This is a genomic window from Pseudomonas sp. RA_105y_Pfl2_P56 (assembly GCF_963970845.1).
GTDB lineage: Bacteria > Pseudomonadota > Gammaproteobacteria > Pseudomonadales > Pseudomonadaceae > Aquipseudomonas > Aquipseudomonas baetica_A.
The window spans coordinates 222939-248895 of the sequence record NZ_CAXAPL010000001.1; the positions used below are offsets into that span (position 1 = coordinate 222939).

Consider the following 25957-nt stretch of genomic DNA (forward strand, 5'->3'; position numbering starts at 1 on the left):
ACACAAGAACTCGCACTTGATTTATGGAATGTGTTCACCGCGTGTTTTTACACTCGTGAACGCTGGAAGCGCCTAACCGCGCTTTCCCAAGGACGACTCTTTGACTATGGACAGTCTCATGACGGGCAACACCCTAGAACGCACACCTTCGCTGACACAACCGCTCCCCCCCGATGAACCTGAAGGCATCGAAGCGCTGCCGGCTGTCACTGACAGCACGATTGAGCCCCCCTTAGGCAATTGGGGTGGGGCGTTGTCCTGGCCGATTCCACTGAATCCAGACGAACAACGGCGCTTGCGCCTGATTACGATGAATCATGCGCACCACTTGGGCGACCAGCCGTTGGTGATGCAGACCCAGGGTGGTGCGCTGGAGTTTCTGCGTTATCGCTGCCCACTCCCGGATAACATCGCGAACGATCCTGCCCGGATACTCGAAATCCTGATCGGCTCCGCGCAAGGGCAACTGATGGGCAATGCGCTGCAACGAAGAATGCAGGGTATCGACAGCGAAAGCAGTGCGATGGATTACCTGCTGGCAGGCATCACACTGCAACTGGACCCCGAATCGATCACTGCCCCTGATCGGCGCAAAACAGCCGATTTTGATCTGGCCAGTGATCAGCATTGGGGCCGGCGCGCCTCTGAAGTCGCAGATAACCTGGCTGATCACTTGAGCCGGGAAGGTAGAACCAGCGCTGCCCTGGCGAAAGCCGGTGCGTACCTTTTGCTGGGCAGGTCGGCACCGCAATTTCTGATTGAGGACATACCCGGGAATGTAAAAGTTGGCAGTCTGGCATGGGCGAACCTGACCATTGCGGCAATGACCATCGAGGCTCAAACACCGGGCAAAGTCCCCGGCATGTCGTTTGCCCAGATCATGAGTCAGTCTGAAAGTGCTCGCCTGGTTGACCCTGCATCCAGCCAACGCATTCAGGCAGCCGTATTACTCGATTGGGCTGTCGCCAACCAAATCATTCTGAAACGGCACGCTGATAACTACCCCGCCGGACAACTTGAAACGATAAGGGCGGCATTTAACCAGGAGCTTGATGAGCGGCTTGTTGCCGCCAGAATACTGGACAAAGAATTACCGACACGAAAAGACATTGCCCTGGCCGTATTGATAGAGCGATTTGGCGATCTGGGCACGCTTTTCGAGGTCAAGGCACTCCACACGGATACGTATCGCGGCGAGAGTGGGCAGTCGGGTTTCAGTGGCATTCATTCGCTACAGGATTACGCGATGATGGATTTGCCCAATCCGCGGCCGCTGGCATCCATTGATGCCCGCATCCCGTTGGAGGCATTGAATAACAACCCGACGTTTGGAGTGCGGGAAGCTTTCGAGCAGCAGTTCACGCGCGCCATCGAGGATAAAAAAGCCGCCGTCAATACAACGGTCAGGCACATGATCTGCCTGCTCCCACTGGAGGACAAAAAGAACTTCGAGTTTGGAAAAATCAGTTTCTTCCAACAAGGTTCATATGTGTCAGATGGTTTCTTTAATCATACTCCTTGCCCGAACGAGCCCGGACTGCTCATCAGAACGGAGCTGAGCGGCAACCTTCGGGCGTATGAAATCAATATCAATAAAGACACGATTGAACGAACAGCCCTGCACAGGGCAAAGCACCGGGAATCAAGGGAAGCCAACAAATATTTTACGACCAGAGAGCTTATCCCCCGTGAGGCGGCAAGTGAGCTGGGGCGTGAGCGCGCGTTGAGCGAATCACTTTTTAACAGTTTCAGCAGCGCTCGGTCCCGTGCGATTGCCGACGCCTTTGTGCAACATCTCGATCTGGATGATCCCGCAATCAGAGCGCTGGCCCGCGGGCAGACACCCATGGACGAGTATTACCAGCCCAAACCGCTGGGTGAGTTTTTGTTGAACCTGATCCCCTTCCGATCAGCCATTGTCAATTTTCAGCAGGGCAACTATGGCGCGGCGGTGTTTGATCTCACCGTGGATATATTCGGTTTTCTCACGGCGGGCGCCGCCACTGCAGGAAAACTGATCAGGATCGGCAGCACTGCGCTCTCCACTGGAGCCAAGGCCTTGAAGACCGTCCATGTCATCGGCGTCGCCACAATCGATGTGCTCAACCCGGTGGGCGGCTTGGGTGATCTGGCCAGACTGGTGGGGACCGGTGGCCTTTATCTACTGTCCAAAGGCGCCAAAACCGTCAACCGGCTCAGGGGCGCTGCCGACAGTTACGAAGTATTGAAAGCTGTCAGCAAACAGTATGACGCAGCGGCAACGGGCACCGTAAAAGTCGCCGGCCAGACTGTGGAAGGCGCAGCTGTATTGAAGAACGGTCAATGGTATTCATTTGATGCCGACACGATGCGACCTTACGGCAGTCCGATCGAGGAGTTTGCAGTCACCACCCAGGCGGTCGCCGGTAAAGTGGTCACTTCATACCTCGATGAGTTGCACGAGCTGAGCCATGCTCTGTTCAGTCACTTCAGTGTGCCCGAATCCAGCATTGCCGGGCTCTCGCGCAACGGCCAAGGGATATATGTTGCCGCCGACGGGCATCTCTCCCACATACGCCATACCGATAGCAGCGGTAAAACAGCGGTGTACGAGGTCAGGCAAGTCACTCGCAGTGAAGATGGCGTCGTGCAGGCGCGGGTCTATCACCGCAACCGGCAAACCGAATTGCTGATCCAGCATCTCCGCGGTGACCAGTGGCAACGACTGGGCGCGCAAGGGGGTGGACGGGAGATTAGTGCATTGCATTTACGGATGTGGGAAGCATTGTCCCCGGCGCAACAGCATCAAGTTACCCGCGGCGGCTTTGCCCGACAGTATCTACTGCCGCGAAATACATTTGAGTACTACGTCAAGCCTGGCGGTGAATTGAGCGCTGCCGGCGTGCTGGTGCGTGACCGCCCCGCAGATACAGCCTTCAATCTGCCGAACGTAGCGCATGTCCGTGAATGGCAGAACATGACGCAGAAAGCCCGTGACGAAATGACCATGGGGGGATTTGCCGGTCTGCATCACTTCAACCCGGCAACCTTCAGAAGTTACGCAAGAGCCGACGGTCGCTTGGGGCCGGCCGGCGAAGCGCTGCTGCACAGCGCGGCCGGTGGTGCCTATAACAAATTCGGTTATGACCATTTACACCAGTGGAATGTGCTCTTCAGGCAACCGGGCAACACGGTGACAGAAGCGCAGTTCATGCATCAACATCAGCTCAACCCCAACATATGGCGAAAACATGTCAGGCAGGATGGGTCGCTGACAGAGGAGGCGATCAAACGTCTGGACAAGGTGAAAAAAAACACCGATCAACCTGTCCCGGATCAGCAACCTGATACGCAGAGAGTTCCGGAAATCGACTGGCCCGGCCGGGTTCCGAAGGGCAAGACTCGAAGGGTCACTGCCGAGCACCTGCGGCAATGGGAGGCGCTGCCTCAAGCAGAGCAGCAGAAGCTGACGCGTGACGGCTTTGCGCTGCAGAACAATCTGCCGCGAAAAACATTTGAGTACTACGTGAAGCCTGACGGCCAATTGAGTGAAACCGGCGTACTCGTGCGTGACCGTCCGACAGACAAAGCCTTCAACAGGACCAGCGAAACGCATGTCCGTGCCTGGCAAAACTTGACCCAGCAAGAACGTGACACCATCACAACTCAAGGATTTTCCGGTCTTCATTTTCTTCACCCGGAGACTTTTGCGGGCTATGTACATGCCGATGGAAGCCTGAAACCAACCGGACAATCCTTGATGCACCGCGCGGCCGGTGGCACCTACAAGACTTTGACCGATGAACATTTACGTCAGTGGTGGGTGCTTTCCGGGCAGCGCGATAACACCCTCACGGCAGAGGAATTCATCCGTCAACACGCATTCAATCCTGCTACATGGCAGGCGAACGTCAAAGTCGATGGATCCCTCAGAACCGCAGCCTTGCACCGTATCAAAAATGCCTTGCCTCCTGAAATGTCCACCCAACTGACAGGCCGGACTTCGAGAGTGCGTAAGCAAAGGGTCATTGCCGAACATTTGCGGGACTGGGAGGCATTACCGCAAGCGGAGCGACAGAGGCTCACACGCAAGGGGTTTGCCCGAGAGAACAACCTGCCTCGGAAAACATTCGAGTACTACGTGAAGCCCGACGGCGAGTTGAGCGCGACTGGCGTATTAGTGCGTGACCGTCCTGACGACTTACCGTTTAACCAGCCGGAAGAAACACATGTTCTTGCGTGGCAAAACATGTCTCAGCAAGAGCGAGACACAATGACCATCGAAGGATTTGCCGGTCATCATCATCTTTATCCGAACACTTTTTACAATTATGTCCGGGTCGATGGCAGTCTTGGGCCAAGGGGGCAGTCCATGATTCGCAAGGTTGCAGGCCATTCGGGGCAAAGCTCCATGCCACGCCTTGAAGGCCAACAAGCTGAAACGAGTACGCCACAAAAGCGTCCGGCGCCGGCCTCACTGGAGTCACCGCCGCCGAAAAGACCCGCCGACACGCCAGACCGTGTCGCAGAAGTTCCGGGTCCCTCTTCGGACATCTTGCCTGTCGCTATCAAAGTTGAACCAGGGATCTCCTCGTCGTTGCCTCATCAGGTCGACAACAACCTGCCGATTCTGCAGGACCCGCGAAACCCGACAATCAGCCGGACTTTATCCCTCGAAGGGCCGATAGATGACATCCGTATCGCCCACTGGAATGGCCTGCTTGACGGTCTCGATAACGCAAGCAAAAAAAACGTTTCAAGCCAGATCAAGGAATCGATCAAAGACTGGTTGCGTACCGAAGGACGGCATCAATCACGGTTTGATCAAACTCTGGAAGTGTTCACGGCACTGGATGACGGTGGGCCCAATCGCGGCGCGTCAGTGTGGGCACGACGCGATATTGCCAAATTTGAAGTGCTAGGACCGTACGCAGGCAAATTCCATGAATCAGAAGCGTCGTTGTTTCAGGAAATACGCAAACAAGGTTCAAGGGCTGTACTGACCTACTTGTTCGGCACACGGTCGGGCAATCGCTCGGTGAGTGCGCTGCACACGGGCAACAACCTGAGCCTGATCAATACCTCGCAATTGGGCGGTGGGCCGGCGTGGCGCTCGAATAACGTCATTTCCATCGCAGTGGGGAAAAACCTGACGTTTTACGTGGCGCTGAATGACATCAGGAAGGGTGAAGAATTGCTGGTTGATTACGGCCTTTCCTATAAGCCAGTGCCTGATATAGCGATTAAACCGGACCCTAGTCGATGAGTATTCAGTTCCGGCGCCGAGCCTGCTATGGCCATTAATCCTGCGTTTACCGTTGCGGCTGCATCCTGACAATATTCCGGGCACAAAAAAGCGGCGCTTTATGCGCCGCTTTTTGTTGGCGGGTGATTACCATCGGTTGCCACGCCCGTTATGGTCACCACGCCCGCTGTGTCGGTCATAGTTACCGCGACCGCGGTGATCGTTATCCCAACCGCCGCGACGATGGCCATCCCAACGCCCGCGATCGTTGTCGTGCCAGCGACGGCTTTCGTAATAACGTGGAGCCGGCTGGTAGTAACGCGGCGCCGATTGGTAATAGCGCGGTTGCTGGTAATACCGCGGGGCCGGCTGGTAGTAGCGAGGCTGCGCGTAATACGTGCTGCCACCGTTGTAATACGTGCCGCCCGTGTTGTAGTAGGCCGGTGCGGGTGATGTGTAGACCTCTGAGCTGTAATACGAGTCCGCGTAGGAGTACGGGACGCAACCGGCAACGGAAAACATCATCGCAGCAAGTAGAAGAATTCGTCTATACATGGCGGCCTCCTGGACCGCGGGTTGGCCACACCAGCGACGCTGGCAGGCGACAGTCATTTAATCGGTGACTGTCGAAAAATCAGACAGCGTTTTCGGCATCTGGTGCGTTCCTGCAACAAGTTGAAACAAGTGATTGATGAAATCCTGTTCATTTGGAAAACGCTGTCATTCAGCCGCTGATTAATGGTGGCCACCGTGATATCCGCCGCCGTGATAACCCCGTCCGTAACCGCCTCGATAGCCGTAGCCACCGTGGTAATAACGCGCGCCGCCGTAGTAGCGCGGAGCGTAATAACCACCGTAGGAATAAGGTGAGTAATAGCCGGGATAGTAGTAGGTAGACGGATAAGCATCGTAGGGCCCGGCGTAGTAGTAACAACCGGACAGACCCAAACCGAGCACCGCTCCCAGCAGCACCCTTCGCAATGTTTTTTGAATAAGCATGGCGGCCTCCTGAAAGACCCGCGACAGCAGTCGGCACAGACCGGCTGACATCTGTTTTGACTGGCAAACCCAGACCGAGTGCCAACAGCGCAAAATCATCGGATCAGCGGCAAACACGCTGCATCACGGTGCAGCCGCGCACCAACTCAAAGCGCCTCAGCAGCCTCGCCACCAACACTAGGTAAGCCGCGCGCCCGTGCCAGAGCGCCTGACGCGACTTGGCACGCGTCTCGCTTAAGCAAACCCGTGCAGGAGTCATCACAGGTTCGCGGCACCACAATTTGCAATGGCTGACTAGGGTTCCGGCTCGCATCTGCGAGTGACTGGTCCGAGAGTTGGCGACCTCCAGTTGAGGTTACACGGCGGGACAAAAGCCCGGGAGACAAGCCACCGTTCGCGGTGCCGCGTTGCCTTCCTGTCCGCCCTTGATCAACTGGAGAATCCACCATGTCACGACTACGCCTACCAGCCCTGCTCGCCGCCGTCTTCGCCGCGCTTGTCAGCACCCAATCCCCCGCCGCCCAGAAAGACCATTTCAGCGTCTGTTGGACAATCTATGCCGGCTGGATGCCATGGGAGTACGCCGGCAGCCAGGGCATTGTCGACAAGTGGGCGAAGAAATACGGGATCAAGATCGACGTCGTGCAACTCAACGACTATGTCGAATCGATCAACCAGTACACCGCCGGTCAGTTCGACGGCTGCACCATGACCAACATGGACGCACTGACCATTCCCGCCGCTGGCGGCGTCGACAGCACCGCACTGATCGTCAGCGATTTCTCCAACGGCAACGACGGTATCGTGCTCAAGGGTGAAGGCAGGAAAGTCGCCGACCTCAAGGGCATGGACGTCAATCTGGTTGAACTGTCGGTGTCGCACTACCTGCTGGCGCGGGCGCTGGACTCGGTCGATCTGACCGAAAAAGACCTGAAAGTGGTCAACACTTCCGACGCCGATATCTCCGCCGCTTTCAACACCGAACAGGTCAACGCCGTCACTACCTGGAACCCGATGCTCTCGGACATCAAGGCCAAACCGGGGGTGACCGAAGTGTTCAATTCCAGCCAGATTCCCGGCGAGATCATGGACATGATGGTGGTCAACAGTGCCACCCTCAAAGACAACCCGGCACTGGGCAAAGCGCTGACGGGCGCCTGGTTCGAAGTCGTCGAACTGATGAACGCCAAGAATGCTGCGAGCACAGCCGCGCTGGAGCTCATGGCCAAAGCCTCCGGCACCGATCTCGCCGGGTTCCAGTCGCAACTGGACACCACCAAACTGTTCGCCACCCCCAGCGAAGCACTGAGTTTCGCCACCAGCAAACAACTGCCGGCAACCATGCGCAAAGTCGCTGAGTTTTCGTTCGAGCACGGTTTGCTCGGTGAAGGCGCCAAAGACACCAGCGCCGTCGGCATGTCGTTCGCCAACGGTGTGACCAGCGGCGACACCAGCAACCTCAAGCTGCGTTTCGATCCGACCTACGTGCAGATGGCCGCCGACGCCAAGCTGTAAGCCACGGAGGATTTGGCCATGCGCCTGATCAATCGCCACCCGGATCGTCCGAGCCGCTTGTTGCTGGTAATCCTGCCGTTCGCGTTGTTGCTGTTCGCCTACTTCATGGGTTCGGCCGAGCGACTGGCAGACAACCCCAACGACAAACTGCTGCCCAGCGCAGTGCAAATGAGCGACGCGGTAACACGCCTGGCCTTCAATGCCGACAAACGTACCGGTGACTACCTGTTGTGGCAGGACACCGCTTCGAGCCTGCGGCGCCTGGCCATCGGCCTCGGCATCGCTGCGCTGGCCGGGCTGTGTCTGGGCATCGCTGCCGGGACTTTACCGTTATTCGGTGCGCCGTTGTCACCGCTGCTGACGGTGCTGTCGATGGTGCCGCCGCTCGCGATCCTGCCGATTCTGTTCATCGTTTTCGGCTTGGGCGAATTGTCGAAAGTGATGCTGATCGTGATCGGCATCACACCGGCACTCGCTCGGGATCTGGAACAGCGCGCACGGGAAATCCCCGTCGAGTTGCTGATCAAGGCGCAGACCCTCGGCGCCTCGACCTGGACGCTGATGCTGCGCGTGGTGCTGCCGCAACTGCTGCCACGTTTGCTGATATCGCTGCGGCTGATGCTCGGTTCAGCGTGGTTGTTCCTGATTGCCGCCGAGGCGATCGCCTCCACCGACGGGCTCGGCTACCGGATTTTTCTGGTGCGCCGCTATCTGGCGATGGACGTCATCCTGCCTTACGTCGTGTGGATCACCCTCCTCGCCTGGCTGATGGATTGGGGTTTGAAACACCTGACGCGGCGCGCATTTCCCTGGTACGAAGGGGCCGCCAAATGAGCTTCATCCGTGTGAAAAACGTCTGGCAGCAATACGCCGATCAGGTCGTGCTCGAAGGCCTGAACCTGAACGTCAACGAGGGCGAGTTCTGCACGCTGGTCGGTGCGTCCGGTTGCGGTAAATCGACCTTCCTGCGTTTGCTGCTCGGCCAGGAAACCGCCAGTCGCGGCGAGATTCTGCTCGACGGTCAAGCGCTGGCCAGCGAGCCCGATGCCAGCCGTGGCGTGGTGTTCCAGCGCTACTCGGTGTTCCCGCACCTGAGCGTGCTGGACAACGTCGTCATCGGCCTTGAGCTACCGCACTCGCCGCTGCTGGGGCGTCTGTTCGGCAGCGCCAGGCGCCAGGCACGCGAACACGCTTCGGCGCTGTTGCACAAAGTTGGCCTCGGTCATGCGCTGGACAAATATCCGGCGCAACTGTCCGGTGGCATGCAGCAACGGCTGGCGATTGCTCAGGCGCTGATCATGAAACCGCGAGTATTGCTGCTCGACGAACCGTTCGGCGCACTCGATCCAGGCATCCGCAAAGACATGCATGCCCTGCTGCTGGACCTGTGGCGCGAGACGCCGTTGACGGTGTTCATGGTCACCCATGACCTGTCCGAAGGTTTCAGCCTCGGCACTCGCCTGCTGGTGTTCGACAAGGTTCGACTCGACCCGCACGCCCCCGGCGCCTATGGCGCACGCATCACCTATGACATCCCTTTGAACAGCGACCGCCGCGCCCAACGCGCCGCCGTCGAAGCCTTGCCGGCGTCACTGGCGGGCGCACTTCGAACTGCTTGAGAGGCACTTTCCAATGACTGATTCGACCCAACTGTTCCCACCGTTCGCAGAAGAAATGCTGCCCGGTGGCGGTCACCGTTCCTTCGTGTTGAAGCGTGGCCAATTGCTGCGCCTGACCGATCTGCGCGGTGGCGCCAACGTCAGCCTGACCCTGCTCAACGCCAACGAAAAAACCGAGCGGCTGAACCTGCCCGACAGCCTCAAATGCCAACACACCGCCAAGCTCACCACCGGCCACTGCCTGTATTCGGACATGGGCCGCGTGCTGGCAGCCATCACCGCCGATACCGGCGGCTGGAGCGACAGCCTCGGCGGTGTGCTTTGCGCAGAAGAAGTCGCGCACAAGTACGGCCAGGGCCGCTACCAGGAACTGCGCAATGGCTTCTTTCGCAATGGCACCGACAACCTGTTGGTGGAGCTGGGCAAGTGGGGGCTGGGCCTGTCCGACCTGCTGATGACCCTCAACCTGTTCAGCCGCGTGAACGTCGATCAAGCGGGACATTTGCATTTCGTCGAAGACCACTCCAAGGCTGGCGACTACATCGAGTTATACGCACCGATGGACACACTGGTGGTGCTCACCGCCCTGCAACACCCGATGGACCCGGCGCCGGACTACGCGCCAAAACCATTGAAGCTGAGCTGGATGAACGCCGACGCCAGCGTCGCCGAACACTGCCGCACCTCGCGCCCCGAGAACGAGCGCGGATTTATCAACACTGACCGTTTGTTCGCCTGAGGATCGCCGCCATGTCATTTGCCATCGCTACTGCTGACGTTTGCGAAAACAGACAACCCGACACCGCGGTCTACCGCGCGACCATCCCTGCCGGCGAACCCTGGCTGATGGAGGTCAAGGCCGGCCAGACCCTGCGCATTCTTGATCTGGAAGGCAACCAGGCGATCGACACCTTGTTCTACAGCCTCGCCAACCCCAAAGAACGCTACGACGTGCAACGCACCTTGCGTCGGCAGAACAGCGTCTACCTGAGCACCGGCAGCGTGCTCTATTCCAATCTGGGCAAACCGATGCTGACCCTCGTCGCCGACACCTGCGGACGCCACGACACCCTCGGCGGCGCGTGTGCGCAAGAGAGCAACACCGTGCGCTACGCCCTGGAAAAACGCTACATGCACAGCTGCCGCGACAACTACCTGCGCGCCTGCGTGCACGATGGGCGACTGGGCAAAAGCGACATCGGGCCGAACATCAATTTCTTCATGAACGTCCCCGTCACTGCCGACGGTGGACTGACCTTCGAAGACGGGATTTCCGCGCCGGGCAAATACGTCGACCTGCGCGCCGAGATGGACGTGATCGTGCTGATCTCCAACTGCCCGCAACTGAACAACCCGTGCAACGCCTACAACCCGACCCCTGCGGAGCTGCTGGTATGGAACTGAAATTGCGCCGCTTGCGCCGCTGGTTGTTTGCCTTATGCCAGGCCCGATCCGGGCAGTGCCTGAAACCGTCCGCACGCCCCGCTCCCACAAGGGTTTTGTGCTGATTGGGAGAACGTGTGTTTCATCCGGGACGACCCGGATGCCAGTCGAAAAACGGCGGGACGGCCCGCTTCCCCTTCAGGGGTTATGCCATGTTCGAAAAAGTCCTCATCGCCAACCGTGGCGCCATCGCCTGCCGCATTCTGCGCACCCTCGCGCCGTTGCAGGTCAAAAGCGTCGCCGTTTACGCCCAAGCCGATGCCGCCAGCCTGCACATCCTGCAAGCCGATGAAGCCCACAGCCTTGGTGAAGGTGCAGCGGCCAGCACTTATCTGGCTGTCGATAAAATCCTCGCGATTGCCAAAGAAAGCGGCGCCACGGCGATTCATCCCGGCTACGGTTTTCTCTCGGAAAACGCCGCTTTCGCTGAAGCGTGCCAAGCCCAAGGCATCGCCTTCATCGGCCCGACGCCGGAGCAACTGCGGGTGTTCGGCCTCAAGCACACCGCGCGCGCTTTGGCGAAACAGCACGGCGTCCCCATGCTCGAAGGCACCGAACTGCTCGACAGCCTCGACGCGGCGCTGATCGCTGGCGAGCACGTCGGCTACCCGGTCATGCTCAAAAGCACCGCTGGCGGCGGTGGCATCGGCATGCGCGTGTGCCGCAGCGCCAGCGAATTGAGCGACTCATTCGAAGCGGTCAAGCGTCTGGGCCAGAACAACTTCAGCGACGCCGGGGTGTTCATCGAGAAATACATTCAGCGCGCCCGGCATCTGGAAGTGCAGGTATTCGGCGATGGTCGCGGCGAAGTCATCGCCCTCGGTGTGCGCGACTGTTCAGTGCAGCGGCGCAACCAGAAAGTCCTCGAAGAAACCCCAGCGCCCAACCTGCCAGTCGGCATGGCCGATGAGCTGTGTGCGGCGGCGATCAAACTGGCCAAAGCGGTCAATTACCGGAGCGCCGGCACCGTTGAATTTGTCTTCGACAGCGTGGCGCAGCGCTTCTATTTTCTTGAAGTGAACACACGTTTGCAGGTCGAGCACGGCGTCACGGAACAGGTCTGGGGCGTGGATCTGGTGCGTTGGATGGTCGAACTGGCCGCGGGTGAGCTGGCGCCGCTCGCCGAGTTGTACCGCGACCTGAAACCCGGCGGCCATGCCATTCAGGCGCGCTTGTATGCCGAAGATCCGGGGCGTGATTTTCAGCCAAGCCCGGGCCTGCTGACGGCTGTTGAATTCCCACCGGCCAACGGCATTCAGTTGCGCATCGACACGTGGGTCGAGGCTGGCTGCGAGATCCCGCCGTACTTCGACCCGATGATTGCCAAAGTCATCGCCTGGGCACCGACCCGTGAACAAGCGCGCACAGAACTGCATCAGGCGCTCAGTGACAGCCAGTTGTACGGCGTGGAAACCAACCGCGATTACCTGCGCCAGATTCTGCTCGACACCCCGTTCGCCAGCGGTGAGCCGTGGACCCGTTGCCTGGAGAGCCTGGTTTATCGCGCCAATACCTTTGAGGTGCTCAGCGCCGGCACACAAACCAGCGTGCAGGATTATCCCGGTCGCCTCGGTTACTGGGCCGTCGGTGTGCCGCCCTCGGGGCCAATGGACAGCCGGGCGCTGCGTCTGGGCAATCGCCTGCTTGGCAATGCCGACGGCGCAGCGGCACTGGAAATCACCATGAGCGGGCCGATGTTGCGCTTCAACTGCGAGGCGGTGGTGGCGGTGACCGGGGCGCCGATTGCCTTGGCGTGCGAGGGTCAAACCGTGCCGATGAACACCGCGCTGCTGATCCCGGCGGGCGCGACGTTGAACCTTGGCAGTATCAACGGCGCCGGGGCGCGCAGTTATCTGTGCCTGCGCGGCGGCTTGCAGGTGCCGGACTATCTGGGCAGCAAAAGCACGTTCACCCTCGGCCAGTTCGGCGGCCATGGCGGTCGTGCGCTGCGCACTGGCGACGTGTTGCACATACCGGCGCTGGCCGATCGCAGCGCCGGTCAACAACTTGCGGCGCAGCACATCAGCGTGTTGCCGGCCGTGCGGCAGATTCGCGTGATGTACGGCCCTCACGGCGCACCGGAATACTTTACCGAACACGCCATCGACACCTTCTTCGCGAGCCCGTGGGAAGTGCACTTCAACTCCAGCCGCACTGGCGTGCGCCTGATCGGCCCGAAACCGGAATGGGTGCGCGCCGACGGTGGTGAGGCCGGGTTGCACCCCTCAAACATTCACGACAATCCCTACGCCATCGGCGCCGTGGACTTCACCGGTGACATGCCGGTGATCCTCGGCCCGGACGGCCCGAGCCTCGGCGGGTTTGTGTGCCCGGTGACGGTGATCGAAGCCGATCTGTGGCAGCTAGGGCAGCTCAAGGCTGGCGATAAAATCCAGTTCATCCCGGTGGACCTCAAAACCGCCCGCGAACTCGCCCTGAAATGGGATACCCCCTGTGGGAGCGGGCTTGCTCGCGAAGAGGCCGTGTCCGTCAACATTGATGTGCCTGACACACCGCTTTCGCGAGCAAGCCCGCTCCCACAGGGTTTGGTGTCGCCCGTGGTGTTGGAGTTGGGTCAGGGGGATCGGCGGCTTGTTGCGCGAGTCTGTGGGGATACTCACCTGTTGCTGGAAATCGGCGAGCCTGAACTCGATCTGGTCCTGCGCTTCCGCGCTCACGCCCTGATGCAAGCTTTGGAAAGCAAATCCCTGCACGGCGTGATCGACCTCACGCCGGGCATTCGCTCGCTGCAAGTTCACTACCAGCCCGAGCAATTGCCACTCGCCGACCTGCTCGGCATCGTCGCCGGGGAGTGGGACGCGGTGTGCGCGGCCAAGGATTTGCAGGTGCCGTCGCGCATCGTGCATTTACCGCTGTCCTGGGACGACCCGGCCTGTCAGTTGGCGATCGAGAAATACATGACCACCGTGCGCAAGGATGCCCCATGGTGCCCGAGCAATCTGGAGTTCATCCGCCGCATCAATGACCTGCCGGACCTCGACGAAGTACAGCGCACGGTGTTCGATGCGAGCTATCTGGTGATGGGCCTTGGCGACGTCTACCTCGGCGCGCCGGTGGCCACTCCGCTCGACCCCCGCCATCGATTGGTCACCACCAAATACAACCCGGCACGCACCTGGACCGCCGAAAACTCGGTGGGTATTGGTGGCGCTTACCTGTGCGTGTACGGCATGGAAGGCCCGGGCGGTTATCAGTTCGTCGGGCGCACGTTACAGATGTGGAATCGCTACCGCGAAGTGGCGGCATTCGATGGCAAACCGTGGCTGCTGCGTTTCTTCGACCAGATTCGTTTTTACCCGGTCAGCGCCGAAGCGTTGCTGCGCATCCGCAGGGATTTCCCCCTCGGGCGTTTTGAACTGGACATCGAGCACAGCCAGCTCAACCTCGCTGAGTATCAGGATTTTCTGAGCCGTGAAGCGCACAGCATCAGTGCGTTTCGCAGCCAACAACAAGGCGCGTTCAACGCCGAGCGCGAACGCTGGATCGCCAGTGGTCAGGCGCACTTCGACAGCGAAGAGGTGGCGCCGCCATCAACCGAGGACGCACCGTTGGCGCACGGCCTGCAGAGCATCGAAAGCCATATCGCCGGCAACCTCTGGCAAGTGCAAGTCGAGGCTGGCAGCCGCGTCGCGACGGGTGATGTGCTGGTGATTCTCGAATCGATGAAGATGGAAATCCCTGTGCTCGCGCCAATGGCTGGCGTCGTACGCGAAATTCGTGTGCAGCCGGGTTCGGCGGTGCGCGCAGGTCAACGGGTCGTGGTGCTGGAGCTCGACTGAACCCATTTGTAAAAGGATCAACTCATGAATCTGCAACTCGATGTTCTGCGCCAGGCCTATATCAAGGGCGAAACAACACCCCGCACATTGCTGCCTGCACTGCGCGAAAAAGCCGCCGCGCTGAATCCCGACTATCACCTGTTCATCCACTTGCTCAGTGTCGATGAACTGGAGCCGTACCTCGCCGCCCTCGACGGCCGCGACATCGACAGCCTGCCGCTGTACGGCGTGCCGTTTGCGATCAAGGACAACATCGATCTGGCGGGCATTCCCACCACCGCCGCGTGCCCGGCGTTCGCTTACACGCCACAGCGCTCGGCGACCATCGTCGAGCAGTTGATTGCGCTGGGAGCGGTGCCGCTGGGCAAGACCAACCTCGATCAGTTTGCGACTGGCCTCAATGGCAGCCGCTCACCCTACGGCGCATGTCCGAACAGCGTGTTGCCGCAATATCCGTCCGGAGGTTCCAGCGCCGGTTCGTCGCTGGCGGTGGCGTTGGGCGTGGCGAGTTTTGCCCTGGGCACCGACACTGCAGGGTCAGGGCGGGTGCCGGCGGCCCTGAACAACCTGATCGGTTTGAAAGCCAGCAAAGGGCTGATCTCCACGGCCGGGGTGCTGCCGGCGTGCCGGACGCTGGATTGCGTCACCACGTTTACCGCGACCGCGCGCGAGGCCAGTCAGTTGTTGGCACTGACCGCAAAACTCGATCCACGGGATGAGTACAGCCGCCTTAATCCGGCGTGGAATGACGGCTCGGCATTCGGTGCGCCACAGCCGTTTCGCTTCGGGGTCCCGCGTGCGCAGGATCTGGAGTTTTTCGGCTGCGTCGAAGGCCCGCTGCTGTTCGGCGATGCCATCGACCGGCTCCAGGCCCTGGGTGGCGAAGCGGTCGAGCTGGATTTGTCGCCGTTCCTGGAAGCCGCACGCTTGCTGTACGAAGGGCCGTGGGTCGCCGAGCGCTACAGCGTGGCGGGCGAATTGATGGAAGAGAATCCCCAAGCGGTCTTGCCGGTGATCCGCGCCGTGCTGGCCAAGGCTGCGGCGGTGACGGGCGTGCAGACCTTCCGCGCCCAATATCGGCTGCAAGCCCTGAAAGCGCGTTGCGATCAGGCCCTCGAAAACCTCGACTGCGTGCTGACCCCGACCCTCGGCCGTCCCGTGACACTGGCGCAATTGGACGCCGAACCGGTGCTGCGCAATTCCGAACTCGGTTACTACACCAACTTCATGAACCTGCTCGATTACGCCGCCGTCGCCGTGCCAAGCGCGTTCATGGCCAATGGTTTGCCGTGGGGCGTGACGCTGTTCGGACGGGCGTTCACCGATCAATACCTGTTGAGCGTGGCGGATGCGCTGCAGCGCCAGCAAGATTGCGCGCAGCCATCACCTGCGAACGTGGCGCGCAATGACCGCGCGCGCGTGGTGGTGTGCGGCGCGCATCTGCAAGGTTTGCCGTTGAACGGGCAGCTCACGCAACGGGGTGGGCGCTTGCTGGAAACCACGTTCAGCTCGCCGGACTATCAACTTCACGCCCTGGCGGGTGGCCCACCGAAGCGCCCGGGCATGGTCAGGGTGAAGGATGGCGGCGTGGCCATTGCGGTGGAAGTCTGGGAGTTGCCGAGCAGCGAATTGGGCTCCTTCCTTACCGGTATTCCCGCCCCGCTCGGCCTGGGCAAGGTGCAACTGGCGGATGGGCGCTGGGAGAACGGGTTCATCTGTGAGCCGTATGGCTTGGAGGGCGCCGTGGATATCAGCCATCTGGGCGGATGGCGGGCCTATCTGAAAACCCTGGCCTGAGGCGCTCCTTGGCAGGCGTGAGCCGGCTCGCGATAGCAGTGTTTGAGCCACACCATGGGTGAATGTCACGGCCCCATCGCGAGCAGGCGCACACCGATAAGGGGTGGCGCCACTTCAGGCCAGTACAGGAACGACCATTCGCACCGCACATGGAGCAGATATTTGCCCCGCAGTCCCGTTAGAATGTTTGCCATCGGGCCACTGCCAACGGATCTGCCATGCCGCATCGCTCTGCGCTGTACTCCCAACGTTCACTGGTGTTGACGCTGATCGCCCTGCTGGGCGCCGGTTTCCTCGCCACCTCGTTGCTCAGCTACTACGCCTCGCGCACGTCGATCCGCGACAACATCGTCAACACCGAACTGCCGCTGACGTCCGACACCGTGTATTCGGAAATCCAGAAAGACCTTGTCAGGCCGATCCTGATTTCCTCGATGATGTCCCGCGATACCTTCATGCGCGACTGGGTGGTAAACGGCGAACAGAACCCCGAGCAGATGACCCGTTATCTCGACGAAGTCATGACCCATTACGGCGCCTACACCGCGTTTTTCGTCTCCAACAGCACCCTCACCTACTACCACGCCAAAGGCGTGCTCAAGCAGGTCAAGGTCGAGGAGCCGCGTGACGCCTGGTACTTTCGCGTGCGCGACATGAAAGACCCGTACGAGATCAACGTCGACCCGGATCTGGCCAACAAGGACAACCTGACGTTCTTCATCAACTACAAGGTCTACGACTACCACAACCGCTTCATCGGCGCGGCGGGTGTCGGCCTGACGGTGGACGCGGTGATCAAGCTGATCGACAAATACCAACAGCGCTATCAACGCAGTGTTTACTTCGTCGACACCTTTGGCCGGCTGGTATTGACCGGTGCCCAGGGCGGACCTGAAGGCGCGCACATTGGCCAGAGCCTCGGCGAAATCGACAGCATGAAAAGCCTGGTCAGCCAATTGCCCAAGCCCCACAGCGGCCGCTACGAATACTCCGCCCACGGCCAGGGGCACTTCCTCAACGTGCGGTTTATCCCGGAGTTGAACTGGTACCTGTTCGTTGATAAACGCGAGGACGGTGCACTGAGTGAAATCCGTCAGTCGCTGTACCTCAATCTGCTGATTTGCCTGCTGGTGACCTTGATTGTGTTGGCAGTGCTGAACCGTGTGATCAAACGGTTTCAATCGAAAATCCAGGCCCAGGCCACGCTCGACAGCCTCACCGAACTGCCGAACCGGCGCGGCTTTGATCTGCTGGCCGCGCAAGCCCTGCACGAAGCGCAACGCGAGACCAAGCCGCTGACCGCGTTGCTGCTCGATCTCGATCACTTCAAAGTGCTGAACGACACCTACGGCCACATGGCAGGCGATCAAGTGTTGATCGGTTTCGCCCGGGATCTACAGAGTTGCCTGCGCCATGCCGACATCGTCTGCCGCTGGGGCGGTGAGGAATTTATCGTTTTGCTGAAGGACACCGACGGCGAAACCGGTCAGAACATTGCCGAGAAGATCCGTCAGCACGTCGAACAGCACGAATATGCCTACAACGGCCATACGCTAAATCTGACGGTGAGCATCGGTGCCACCACCCTGCAACGCGATGACACCTTGCACAGCCTGCTGTCCCGGGCCGATCATGCGATGTACCGGGCCAAGCAAACCGGCCGCAACCGCACCTGCGTGGAAATGCCCCACTCGACCTATGCCTGACATCAATGCAAGACCCGACCTCTGCCCGGCCTGCGGTGCCCGCAACGACTGCAGCCTGGCCGACCCACGCACCGCCGACCGCGCCTGCTGGTGCTACGGCGTGAGCATCGACCCGGCCGTGCTCGAAGCATTGCCGCCCGAACTGCGCGACACATCCTGCCTGTGCCCACGGTGCGCGCAGGTCCAGGCGCAACTGCAAGCGGCCAGCCAGACGATCCCGTAAGATGCGCGCCCCTTCACCCAGCGAAACCTGAACATGCGCGTTGACCGCTTCCTCAGCAATCTACCCCGCTACAACCGTCAGCAGGTTCGCCTGTTGCTGGTGGAAAAGCGCGTGCGGGTTGACGGAAAAGTCGTCATCGATCCCCACAGCGATGTACTGGAGTTCAGCCGCGTCGAAGTCGATGACCAAGTGCTGCAACTCGGCAAACCGGCGCGCTACTTCATGCTGCACAAACCTGCAGGTTGCGTCAGCGCCACCCGCGACCCACAACACCCGACCGTGCTCGACCTGATCGATGAGCCGGACAAAGACGACCTGCACATCGCCGGACGCCTGGACTTCAACACCACCGGGCTGATGTTGATCACCAACGATGGCACCTGGTCGCGACGCCTGACCCAGCCGCAGACCAAATTGCCGAAGGTCTATTACGTGGAGACCGAACAGGACATTGGCGCGCACTATGCGCTCACGTTTGCCGAGGGGATCTACTTTGCTTTCGAGGATCTGACCACGCAGCCGGCGCATCTGGAGTTGCTCGGCCCAAGGTCGGCGCGCTTGAGCATCGTCGAGGGCCGCTACCATCAGGTGAAGCGCATGTTTGGTCACTTCAACAATAAAGTCCTGCGCCTGCACCGCGATTCCATCGGCCCGTTGCTGCTCGATCACGCGCTAAAACCGGGCGAGTACCGCGCTTTGCGCACCGAAGAGATTCAATTGTTCTAAAGCCGCGACCGCTCAGCAGAAGTCGTCAAAGAATTTACCAACGGCACTTGCGCGATCCCGATCCCCCTGCTTGAATCAGGACGTCGGCCGAAATGTGACCGACGAGTCACAACATACCTCTAAGAAACTTTTTGCCGGTAGACAGCCCTCAGGGCTGCGCCTCAGCCGGCAGACTGCCCGCCAATAACAATACCCGTCGACCTGCCGTACCGGATCGACATGGGCCAAGCAAATTTCAGGCGTATGCCTACCTGTCACAAAGCTCGTGCAATCTCTATTTGCGCGCATACCCGCTTGCTTGCCAGGAGTCTTATGACATGAGGCCAGAAATCGCTGTGCTGGATATACAGGGTCAGTATCGGGTTTACACGGAGTTCTATCGCGCAGACGCCGCAGAAAAGACCATCATCCTGGTCAACGGCTCGATGGCCACGACTGCGTCGTTTGCACAGACTGTGAAAAACCTGCACCCGCAATTCAACGTGGTCTGCTACGACCAGCCCTACGCGGGCAAGTCAAAAGCCCACAACCTGCACGAGAAACATCTGACGAAAGAAGTCGAAGGGCAGATCCTGCTGGAACTGATCGACCACTTCGGCGCTGAGCATGTGCTGTCGTTTTCCTGGGGCGGCGCCGCCACACTGGTTGCCCTCGCACACCAGCCTCGGCGCATCGAAAAAGCCGTGATCAGCTCGTTCTCTCCGGTGATCAACGCGCACATGCTCGATTACCTGGAGCGCGGCGTCGACTACCTCGGCCAACGCGATGGCGATCGGGTAGGTGAACTGGTCAACAGCACCATCGGCAAGCACCTGCCGTCGCTGTTCAAGCGCTTCAACTACCGCCACGTCAGCAGCCTGGCCGAGCACGAATACGGGCAGATGCACTTCCACATCAGCGACGTGCTGCACAGTGATCGTCTGTGCTATTTGAATGCAGCGCAGAAAATCAACGTGCCGGTGCTGTTTCTCAACGGTGAATGGGACGAGTACACCGCCGCCGACGATGCGCGCCTGTTCGGCAACCATGTGGCGCAGAGCACCTTCACCACGCTGCAGGCCACCGGACACTTTCTCGACATGGAGCACAAGGCTGCCTGCCGAGATAGCCAGAACGCCCTGCTCGGCTTTCTGAAACCGGCACCGCAGGCGAGCCGAACGCGTTACTCGTTTGTTCAGGATCACCATGCACTGGCCATTTGAAAAAGCGTCGTCGCGAGCGAGCCTGCCGGGTTGAGGTTTTCGTTTACTTACCCGCAGCGCTCGCCCGCGATTGACCGTTTTCAGCGATTTAAAGCCATCGCACGCAAAAGAAAACTTCAAATTCGTTGGCGACTCTGGTACAAAGTCAGCCGCTCTGAGCGGGTATAGTTTAATGGTAGAACAGTAGCTTCCCAAGCTTCCGACGAGGGTTCGATTCCCTCTACCCGCTCCAATCGAATAGAGGTCTCACGTCGCACTGTTCGGCGGGGGATGCAGAAACAGAAAAAACCGGCCTTGATGGCCGGTTTTTTTACGCGCTGTAGAAAGCAAGCAGGGACTCGGTGTCGTACGCCGGAATGGCGAGAAACACCGGTTCGGGCTCGTTGGTAGAGCCCATGATTTGGCCTATCAAGTTACCGACCACCCTCCAGGCACACAAGCCGGCGAATTCTGGCGTACCGGCAGGCAACAGCTCAAGGGTTTGCAGGCTTCAGGACGTAACACCGAATACCTTTAAACACGGCCTCCAGAAGGCGTTTACGCACCCACAAAAAAACGGCGATTCGCCCGACTTTACAGATCGACAACACTGCACCGGTTCTCACTTGGCGCGCGACCCGCTAGCATTTCCTCATCAACCACCCCCTCCCCCTGCGCGGCCATCGACGAATACGCGTCATCACTTTCGAGGGAATCCCAATCACGGCCAATTTGCCGCTGACGACTGAACTCAAAAGAGCACTTCACCCATGACTCAAAACATTTACGACGATCCCGAGTTTTTCCAGGGCTACAGCCAGATGAACCGCTCCATCGGCGGCCTCGATGCCGCGCCGGAATGGCCGGCGCTCAAAGCGCTGCTGCCCCCCCTGCATGGTTTGAACGTGGTGGACCTGGGCTGCGGCTATGGCTGGTTCAGCCGCTGGGCCAGCGAACAGGGCGCGGCTAACGTGCTGGGGCTGGATGTCTCGGAAAAAATGCTGGAACGCGCACGCCAAACCACCACAGCAGCGAACATCCGCTACGAACGTGCCGACCTTGAACAACTCGACTTGCCCGCCTGCTGCTATGACCTGGCTTACAGCTCGCTCGCGCTGCACTACATCAAGGATCTGCCGGGGCTGTTTGCCCACCTCTACAGCGCGCTGAAACCGGGTTCGCACTTCGTGTTTTCCATCGAGCACCCGATCTTCATGGCACCGCGCAATCCGGGTTGGCTGATCGACAGTGAAGGTCGCAAGCGCTGGCCGCTGGACAGTTATCAGCTGGAAGGCGAACGCGTAACGAACTGGCTGGCCGAGGGCGTGATCAAACAGCATCGCACGGTCGGCACGTTGCTCAATTCATTGATTGGCGCGGGTTTCAGCATTCGCCATGTCAACGAATGGGGCCCAAGCGATGCGGATATCGCAGCGCAACCGGCGCTGGCTGAAGAACAGGAGCGGCCGATGATGATGTTGGTGGCGGTGCAACGCTGAGCACAAACCCATCGACCGCCGATAGCCGGTTTAGGGTGATAATGCGCGGGCGAATCAATCGCCCGCGCATTATCGGTTAACAAAATATCCGGTGCGCGCCGACGCAGCAAATCATCACTCAAGGAAGCAAGATGCAGATCACCCAAGGACAGCGGCTCCCCCTGTCAAACATTCTTCAGGGGCAATCGCTCACACTCGCGGTACAGATCCAGTCCAGCGACGTCATCGATTTCGTCTGCTTCGGCGTCGACGCGCAAGGCAAGCTTTCAGACGATCGCTACATGGTCTTTTTCAATCAACCGGCGACGCCATGCGCCAGCGTAAAAATCGAAGATCAGGGCCGCTTTCAAATCAACCTCGCGCAGTTACCCGCCTCCATCGACCGCTTGGTGTTCACAGCCTCCATCGACGGCCAAGGGACGATGAGCGCTATCGGCGCCAGTCACTTCTGTGTGTTCAACCCTGCCGGCCAAACCGTCGCTCAATGTGCGTTTTCCGGGGCGACGTTCAGCGCCGAGAAAGCCATCATGGTTGCCGAGTTGTATCGCAAGAACGGCGAATGGCGCCTGCTCTCGAACCTGCAAGGTTACGCACAAGGTCTGGATGCGCTGGTGAATCACTTCGGTGGCGAGGTCGCTGAAAGCCCTGCGCCAGCACCAGCACCAGCACCAGCACCAGCACCCGCCAAAATATCCCTCGAGAAAAGAATCGCCGACGCCGCACCGCATCTGGTCAGTCTGGCAAAGAAAGCACAGATCAGCCTGGAAAAAGCCAACCTCACCCAAACCAAGGCCCGGGTTGTTCTGGTGCTTGATGCTTCTGGTTCAATGAACCATCAGTACGTCAAAGGCCGGGTGCAGGAAGTGGTCAACCGGCTATTGCCGCTGGCGGTATCGTTCGATGAGGACGGCGAGCTCGATTGCTGGGCGTTCGGCGCCAAGCCGTTGCGCCTCTCGCCGGTGACGCTGGGCAATCACAAGGCATTCATCGACACCGACAATAGAGGTTGGAGAAACTGGGAACTCGGCAGCCGGATCAACGATGAGCCGAAAGTCATCCAGAAAGTCGTGGAGCAGTTTAAGCAATCCGACGACGGCACGCCGATGTATGTCCTGTTCATCAGCGACGGCGGCGTGTCTGAAAGCCGCAAAATCACTCGCCTGATGGTCGAAGCAGCGAACCTGCCGATTTTCTGGCAATTCGTCGGGCTCGGTGGCCACGGCTACGGCATTCTGGAGAAACTGGACACCCTGCCGGGACGCGTGGTCGACAACTGCGGCTTCTTCGCACTGGACGACCTGCACGACATCAGCGAGGAACAGCTCTATGACATGCTGATGGCCGAGTTCCCGATCTGGCTCAAAGAGGCCAAGGCCAAAGGCATTATTCGCTGACGGCATGCGGATGATTGCGCTGCCCGAACGCCGGGCAAGAAAAAGCCCCCTCGCGAGGGGGCCCCTCCCCACCCTTTCGGGTTAGCCGATGCTCACGCCGTGAGCTTCAGCCAGAGGCTTCAAGCCGCCAGCGAAACCCTGGCCGATCGCCTTGAACTTGAACTCTTCGCCGTTGCGATACAGCTCACCGAAGATCATCGCAGTTTCGGTGGAGGCGTCTTCGCTCAGGTCGTAGCGGGCCAGTTCTTTGCCGTCAGCCTTGTTGACCACACGGATGTAGGCGTTGGACACCTGACCGAAGCTTTGCTTGCGAGCTTCGGCGTCATGGATGGTCACCGAGAACACCAGTTTTTTCACAGCGGCAGCCAGGCCGTTGAGTTTGACGGTGGCTTGTTCGTCATCACCTTCGCCAGCGCCCGAGCGGTTGTCGCCCATGTGCTCAACGGAACCGTCGGCAGAGGTTTTGTTGTTGTAGAAAATGAAACCGTTGTCGTCGAGCACTTTGCCGTTTTCACCGACGATGAAAATCGACGCATCCAGGTCGAACTCGGCGCCGTCAGTGACACGCGGATCCCAACCCAGGCCCACGATCACTTCGGACAGGCCCGGAGCTTCTTTGGACAGCGAAACGTTGCCACCTTTGGACAGACTTACAGCCATGTTCAGATTCCTTTTGTTGGGGGTTGCTTAGAAGTTCATACCGTAGGAGTTGGCCAAGGCGCGCAGGCCGCCGGCGTAACCCTGACCCACGGCTCGGAATTTCCACTCGCCGTTGTGGCGATACAGCTCTGCGAACACCATCGCTGTTTCAGTCGAGGCGTCTTCAGCCAGGTCGTAACGAACCACTTCGGCACTGGTCACGTCATTAACGACACGGATGAAGGAACCACCCACCTGACCAAAGCTTTGCTTGCGCGCTTCGGCGTCGTGAATGGTCACGACGAAGACCACCTTGTCTACGTCAGCCGGGACACGGCTCAGGTCGACCTTGATCACTTCGTCGTCGCCGTCGCCAGCACCGGTGCGGTTGTCGCCAGTGTGCTCAACCGAGCCGTCCAGGCTTTTCAGCTGGTTGTAGAAAATGAAGTCAGCTTCGCTGCGGACCTTGCCGTTCGCACCCAGCAGAAGAGCGCTCGCGTCCAGGTCAAACTCGGCGCCGTCAGTTGCACGCGGATCCCAGCCCAGGCCGACCAGAATCTTGCTCAGGCTCGGGTCGGTTTTGGTCAAAGACAGGTTTGCACCCTTTTGAAGAGTCAGTGCCATGGGTATTACTCCTTGTGGTGAAGACGATTACTCATTGGTTTTCAAGCGGTGCATCTTCCTTTGCAGGGAAGATCAGACTCGCAACGACGCCTATCGCCAGAACAACCATCACGATCAGCAAACTGGTGTTCGCATCGATGGTATAGCCGTGATGAAACATGTGATCCGTTGCATTCAAGCCCAACTTGACAGCAATGAAGAACAACAGTGCGATAACCGATTTTTCCAGGTGGACCAGATAGCGTTTCAGGGCTTCGAGAACGAAGTACATGGTGCGCAGGCCCAGAATGGCGAACAGCATGGCCGAGTAGACGATCAGCGGCTCGCGACTCACGGCGATCACCGCCGGCACAGAGTCGAAGGCGAAGAGAATGTCGGACACTTCAGCCACCACCAGGCACAGGAACAGCGGCGTGGCGAACAGCGTGCCCTTGGCCGCGAGCGTCATGCCCTGGTGCTCAGGTTTCTTCAGTTCCACTTCCAGTTGCTTGCGGGACACAAAAAAGTTGTGGCCATACAGCTTTGGCCATACAGGAAAGAGCTTTTGCGCGAAGCGGTAGGCCATGTGCTTGGAATAGTCCTCCTCTTCTTCGTCATCACCGCCGCTGCGCAGCATCATGATGGCGGTCCAGGCGACGATCACGGCGAAAACCACCTCGACCCATGGGCCAAACGCCAACAGACCGGTGCCAATGGCAACGAAGATCCCGCGGAAAACGATCGCGCCGATGATCCCCCAGTACAGCACCCGGTGACGCATGCCATCAGGCACTTTGAACCAGGCAAAAATCGCCATGAACACGAACAGGTTGTCGACGCTCAGGACTTTCTCCAGGGCATAACCGGTGACAAACAGGCTCGCGACCTGCGGCCCGTGCTGGACATAGAGAAAGCCTGCGAATGCCAGCGAGATGGCAATCCAGAAAACCGACCAGATCGAGGCTTTAGCCAGCGAAATGGGCTTGTCGCCACGGTGCGTGACCATGTCGAGCAGCAGTGCGCCCAGCGCAATACCGACGAATACCGCCATGGTCAGTGGGGGGAATCCAATGTGACTGTCCAAGTACCGCTCCTTAAAGTTCGAAATCAGCCGGGTTCAAACCCAGTTCAAGGCAAATCTGACGGCAAGCCGCTTTTTCTTTGTCATCGAAGTTGCCGTCCGACGCGCCGATGGCGCAGGCAACACGGACCAGCAAGCGGCCAGCACCGGCATCGTTCTTGATCTTGCCGATGGTCTTCAGCGCTTCCGCCTGACCGATCTGAAAGTCGAACTCAAACTTTTCGCAGTGAGCGTTGAAGGACTTGATGACGTCGGCCATGTTGAAAACCTTCAACTCCGACGAGTTGTTGATGAACCCGGCCATTTTGGTTTTCTCGGCGGAGGAGATCTCTCCGTCTGCAGCAGCGACCAATGCGCAGGCTGCGGTCGTGGCATCCATGAATTTCTGATTTTTGAACTTGCTGACCTCAGAGGTCAGTTTGTCGCGTGCCAATGCAGCGTTTTCTTTAAGCCATGCAAGCATTTTGAAGTCCTCTAAAAGGGCGGGGCCCCAAGCCCCGCCAAGGTA

At 59.3% G+C, this 25957-nt stretch carries 20 protein-coding genes, 1 tRNA gene and 1 riboswitch; of the genes, 15 read left to right on the top strand and 6 right to left on the bottom strand.

Annotated elements, in window-relative coordinates; genetic code table 11:
* Positions 1 to 118: 118 nt before the first annotated feature.
* Entirely contained in the window at positions 119 to 5245 is a 5127-nt protein-coding gene (locus AACY11_RS01045; RefSeq protein WP_339430729.1) for an SET domain-containing protein-lysine N-methyltransferase, read from the top strand.
* Between the two features lie 126 nt (positions 5246 to 5371).
* Here AACY11_RS01045 and AACY11_RS01050 read toward each other — a convergent pair whose 3' ends face one another.
* Together AACY11_RS01050 and AACY11_RS01055 are read right to left on the bottom strand one after the other, a co-directional pair.
* Positions 5372 to 5779, bottom strand: a complete 408-nt coding sequence (locus AACY11_RS01050) for a hypothetical protein (RefSeq protein ID WP_194933739.1) — start codon at positions 5777 to 5779, stop codon at positions 5372 to 5374.
* A 180-nt stretch (positions 5780 to 5959) separates the two neighbouring features.
* Positions 5960 to 6223, bottom strand: a complete 264-nt coding sequence (locus AACY11_RS01055; RefSeq protein ID WP_093438415.1) for a hypothetical protein — start codon at positions 6221 to 6223, stop codon at positions 5960 to 5962.
* A 283-nt stretch (positions 6224 to 6506) separates the two neighbouring features.
* Positions 6507 to 6607, top strand: a riboswitch (guanidine-I (ykkC/yxkD leader).
* A 63-nt stretch (positions 6608 to 6670) separates the two neighbouring features.
* Here AACY11_RS01055 and AACY11_RS01060 point away from each other — a divergent pair.
* The 14 genes from AACY11_RS01060 to AACY11_RS01125 all read left to right on the top strand — a co-directional run bounded on the left by AACY11_RS01060 (position 6671) and on the right by AACY11_RS01125 (position 23126).
* Positions 6671 to 7738: a putative urea ABC transporter substrate-binding protein gene (locus AACY11_RS01060; RefSeq protein ID WP_339493655.1), complete on the top strand. Its 1068-nt coding sequence runs from the start codon at positions 6671 to 6673 to the stop codon at positions 7736 to 7738.
* Positions 7739 to 7756: 18 nt separating this feature from the next.
* Positions 7757 to 8572, top strand: coding sequence for an ABC transporter permease (locus tag AACY11_RS01065; RefSeq protein ID WP_339430727.1), 816 nt, complete (start codon positions 7757 to 7759; stop codon positions 8570 to 8572).
* A complete protein-coding gene (locus AACY11_RS01070) occupies positions 8569 to 9357 on the top strand; it encodes an ABC transporter ATP-binding protein (RefSeq protein WP_339430726.1) in 789 nt (262 codons plus the stop codon). The genes AACY11_RS01065 and AACY11_RS01070 overlap by 4 nt, the downstream gene beginning before the upstream one ends.
* A 13-nt stretch (positions 9358 to 9370) precedes the next feature.
* Positions 9371 to 10096 carry an urea amidolyase associated protein UAAP1 gene (locus AACY11_RS01075; RefSeq protein ID WP_339493656.1) on the top strand — a complete coding sequence of 242 codons (726 nt, stop codon included), beginning with the start codon at positions 9371 to 9373 and terminating at the stop codon, positions 10094 to 10096.
* A gap of 11 nt (positions 10097 to 10107) precedes the next feature.
* Positions 10108 to 10761, top strand: coding sequence for an urea amidolyase associated protein UAAP2 (locus tag AACY11_RS01080; RefSeq protein WP_339430724.1), 654 nt, complete (start codon positions 10108 to 10110; stop codon positions 10759 to 10761).
* A gap of 191 nt (positions 10762 to 10952) precedes the next feature.
* A complete protein-coding gene (gene uca / locus AACY11_RS01085; protein WP_339493657.1) occupies positions 10953 to 14600 on the top strand; it encodes an urea carboxylase in 3648 nt (1215 codons plus the stop codon).
* A gap of 24 nt (positions 14601 to 14624) precedes the next feature.
* The gene (atzF, locus tag AACY11_RS01090) at positions 14625 to 16397 is read left to right on the top strand and encodes an allophanate hydrolase (RefSeq protein ID WP_339493658.1); all 1773 of its coding nucleotides are present in this window, start codon (positions 14625 to 14627) and stop codon (positions 16395 to 16397) included.
* 218 nt (positions 16398 to 16615) lie between these two features.
* Positions 16616 to 18103, top strand: coding sequence for a sensor domain-containing diguanylate cyclase (locus tag AACY11_RS01095; protein ID WP_339493660.1), 1488 nt, complete (start codon positions 16616 to 16618; stop codon positions 18101 to 18103).
* Positions 18096 to 18326 carry a cysteine-rich CWC family protein gene (locus AACY11_RS01100; RefSeq protein ID WP_339493662.1) on the top strand — a complete coding sequence of 77 codons (231 nt, stop codon included), beginning with the start codon at positions 18096 to 18098 and terminating at the stop codon, positions 18324 to 18326. The genes AACY11_RS01095 and AACY11_RS01100 overlap by 8 nt, the downstream gene beginning before the upstream one ends.
* A 33-nt stretch (positions 18327 to 18359) precedes the next feature.
* Positions 18360 to 19052, top strand: a complete 693-nt coding sequence (locus AACY11_RS01105; protein WP_339430719.1) for a pseudouridine synthase — start codon at positions 18360 to 18362, stop codon at positions 19050 to 19052.
* A gap of 317 nt (positions 19053 to 19369) precedes the next feature.
* On the top strand, positions 19370 to 20254 hold the full coding sequence (locus tag AACY11_RS01110; protein WP_339430718.1) for an alpha/beta fold hydrolase: 885 nt from the start codon (positions 19370 to 19372) through the stop codon (positions 20252 to 20254).
* 158 nt (positions 20255 to 20412) lie between these two features.
* Positions 20413 to 20486, top strand: a tRNA-Gly gene (locus tag AACY11_RS01115).
* A gap of 517 nt (positions 20487 to 21003) precedes the next feature.
* On the top strand, positions 21004 to 21732 hold the full coding sequence (locus tag AACY11_RS01120) for a class I SAM-dependent methyltransferase (protein ID WP_339430717.1): 729 nt from the start codon (positions 21004 to 21006) through the stop codon (positions 21730 to 21732).
* Between the two features lie 131 nt (positions 21733 to 21863).
* Positions 21864 to 23126 (top strand): VWA domain-containing protein, encoded by a 1263-nt coding sequence (locus tag AACY11_RS01125; RefSeq protein WP_339493663.1) that lies wholly within the window; start codon positions 21864 to 21866, stop codon positions 23124 to 23126.
* A gap of 81 nt (positions 23127 to 23207) precedes the next feature.
* On the opposite strand, the gene AACY11_RS01130 is transcribed toward AACY11_RS01125, so the two are convergent.
* From AACY11_RS01130 to AACY11_RS01145, 4 genes are read right to left on the bottom strand one after another with little or no spacing between them, the layout of a single operon-like run.
* Complete coding sequence (locus AACY11_RS01130) at positions 23208 to 23786, bottom strand: TerD family protein (protein ID WP_221731360.1); 579 nt, start codon at positions 23784 to 23786, stop codon at positions 23208 to 23210.
* 27 nt (positions 23787 to 23813) lie between these two features.
* Positions 23814 to 24389, bottom strand: a complete 576-nt coding sequence (locus AACY11_RS01135) for a TerD family protein (protein ID WP_339430715.1) — start codon at positions 24387 to 24389, stop codon at positions 23814 to 23816.
* 31 nt (positions 24390 to 24420) lie between these two features.
* Positions 24421 to 25419 carry a TerC/Alx family metal homeostasis membrane protein gene (locus tag AACY11_RS01140; RefSeq protein ID WP_221731472.1) on the bottom strand — a complete coding sequence of 333 codons (999 nt, stop codon included), beginning with the start codon at positions 25417 to 25419 and terminating at the stop codon, positions 24421 to 24423.
* A gap of 43 nt (positions 25420 to 25462) precedes the next feature.
* On the bottom strand, positions 25463 to 25912 hold the full coding sequence (locus AACY11_RS01145; protein ID WP_221731362.1) for a tellurite resistance TerB family protein: 450 nt from the start codon (positions 25910 to 25912) through the stop codon (positions 25463 to 25465).
* Positions 25913 to 25957: the final 45 nt, after the last annotated feature.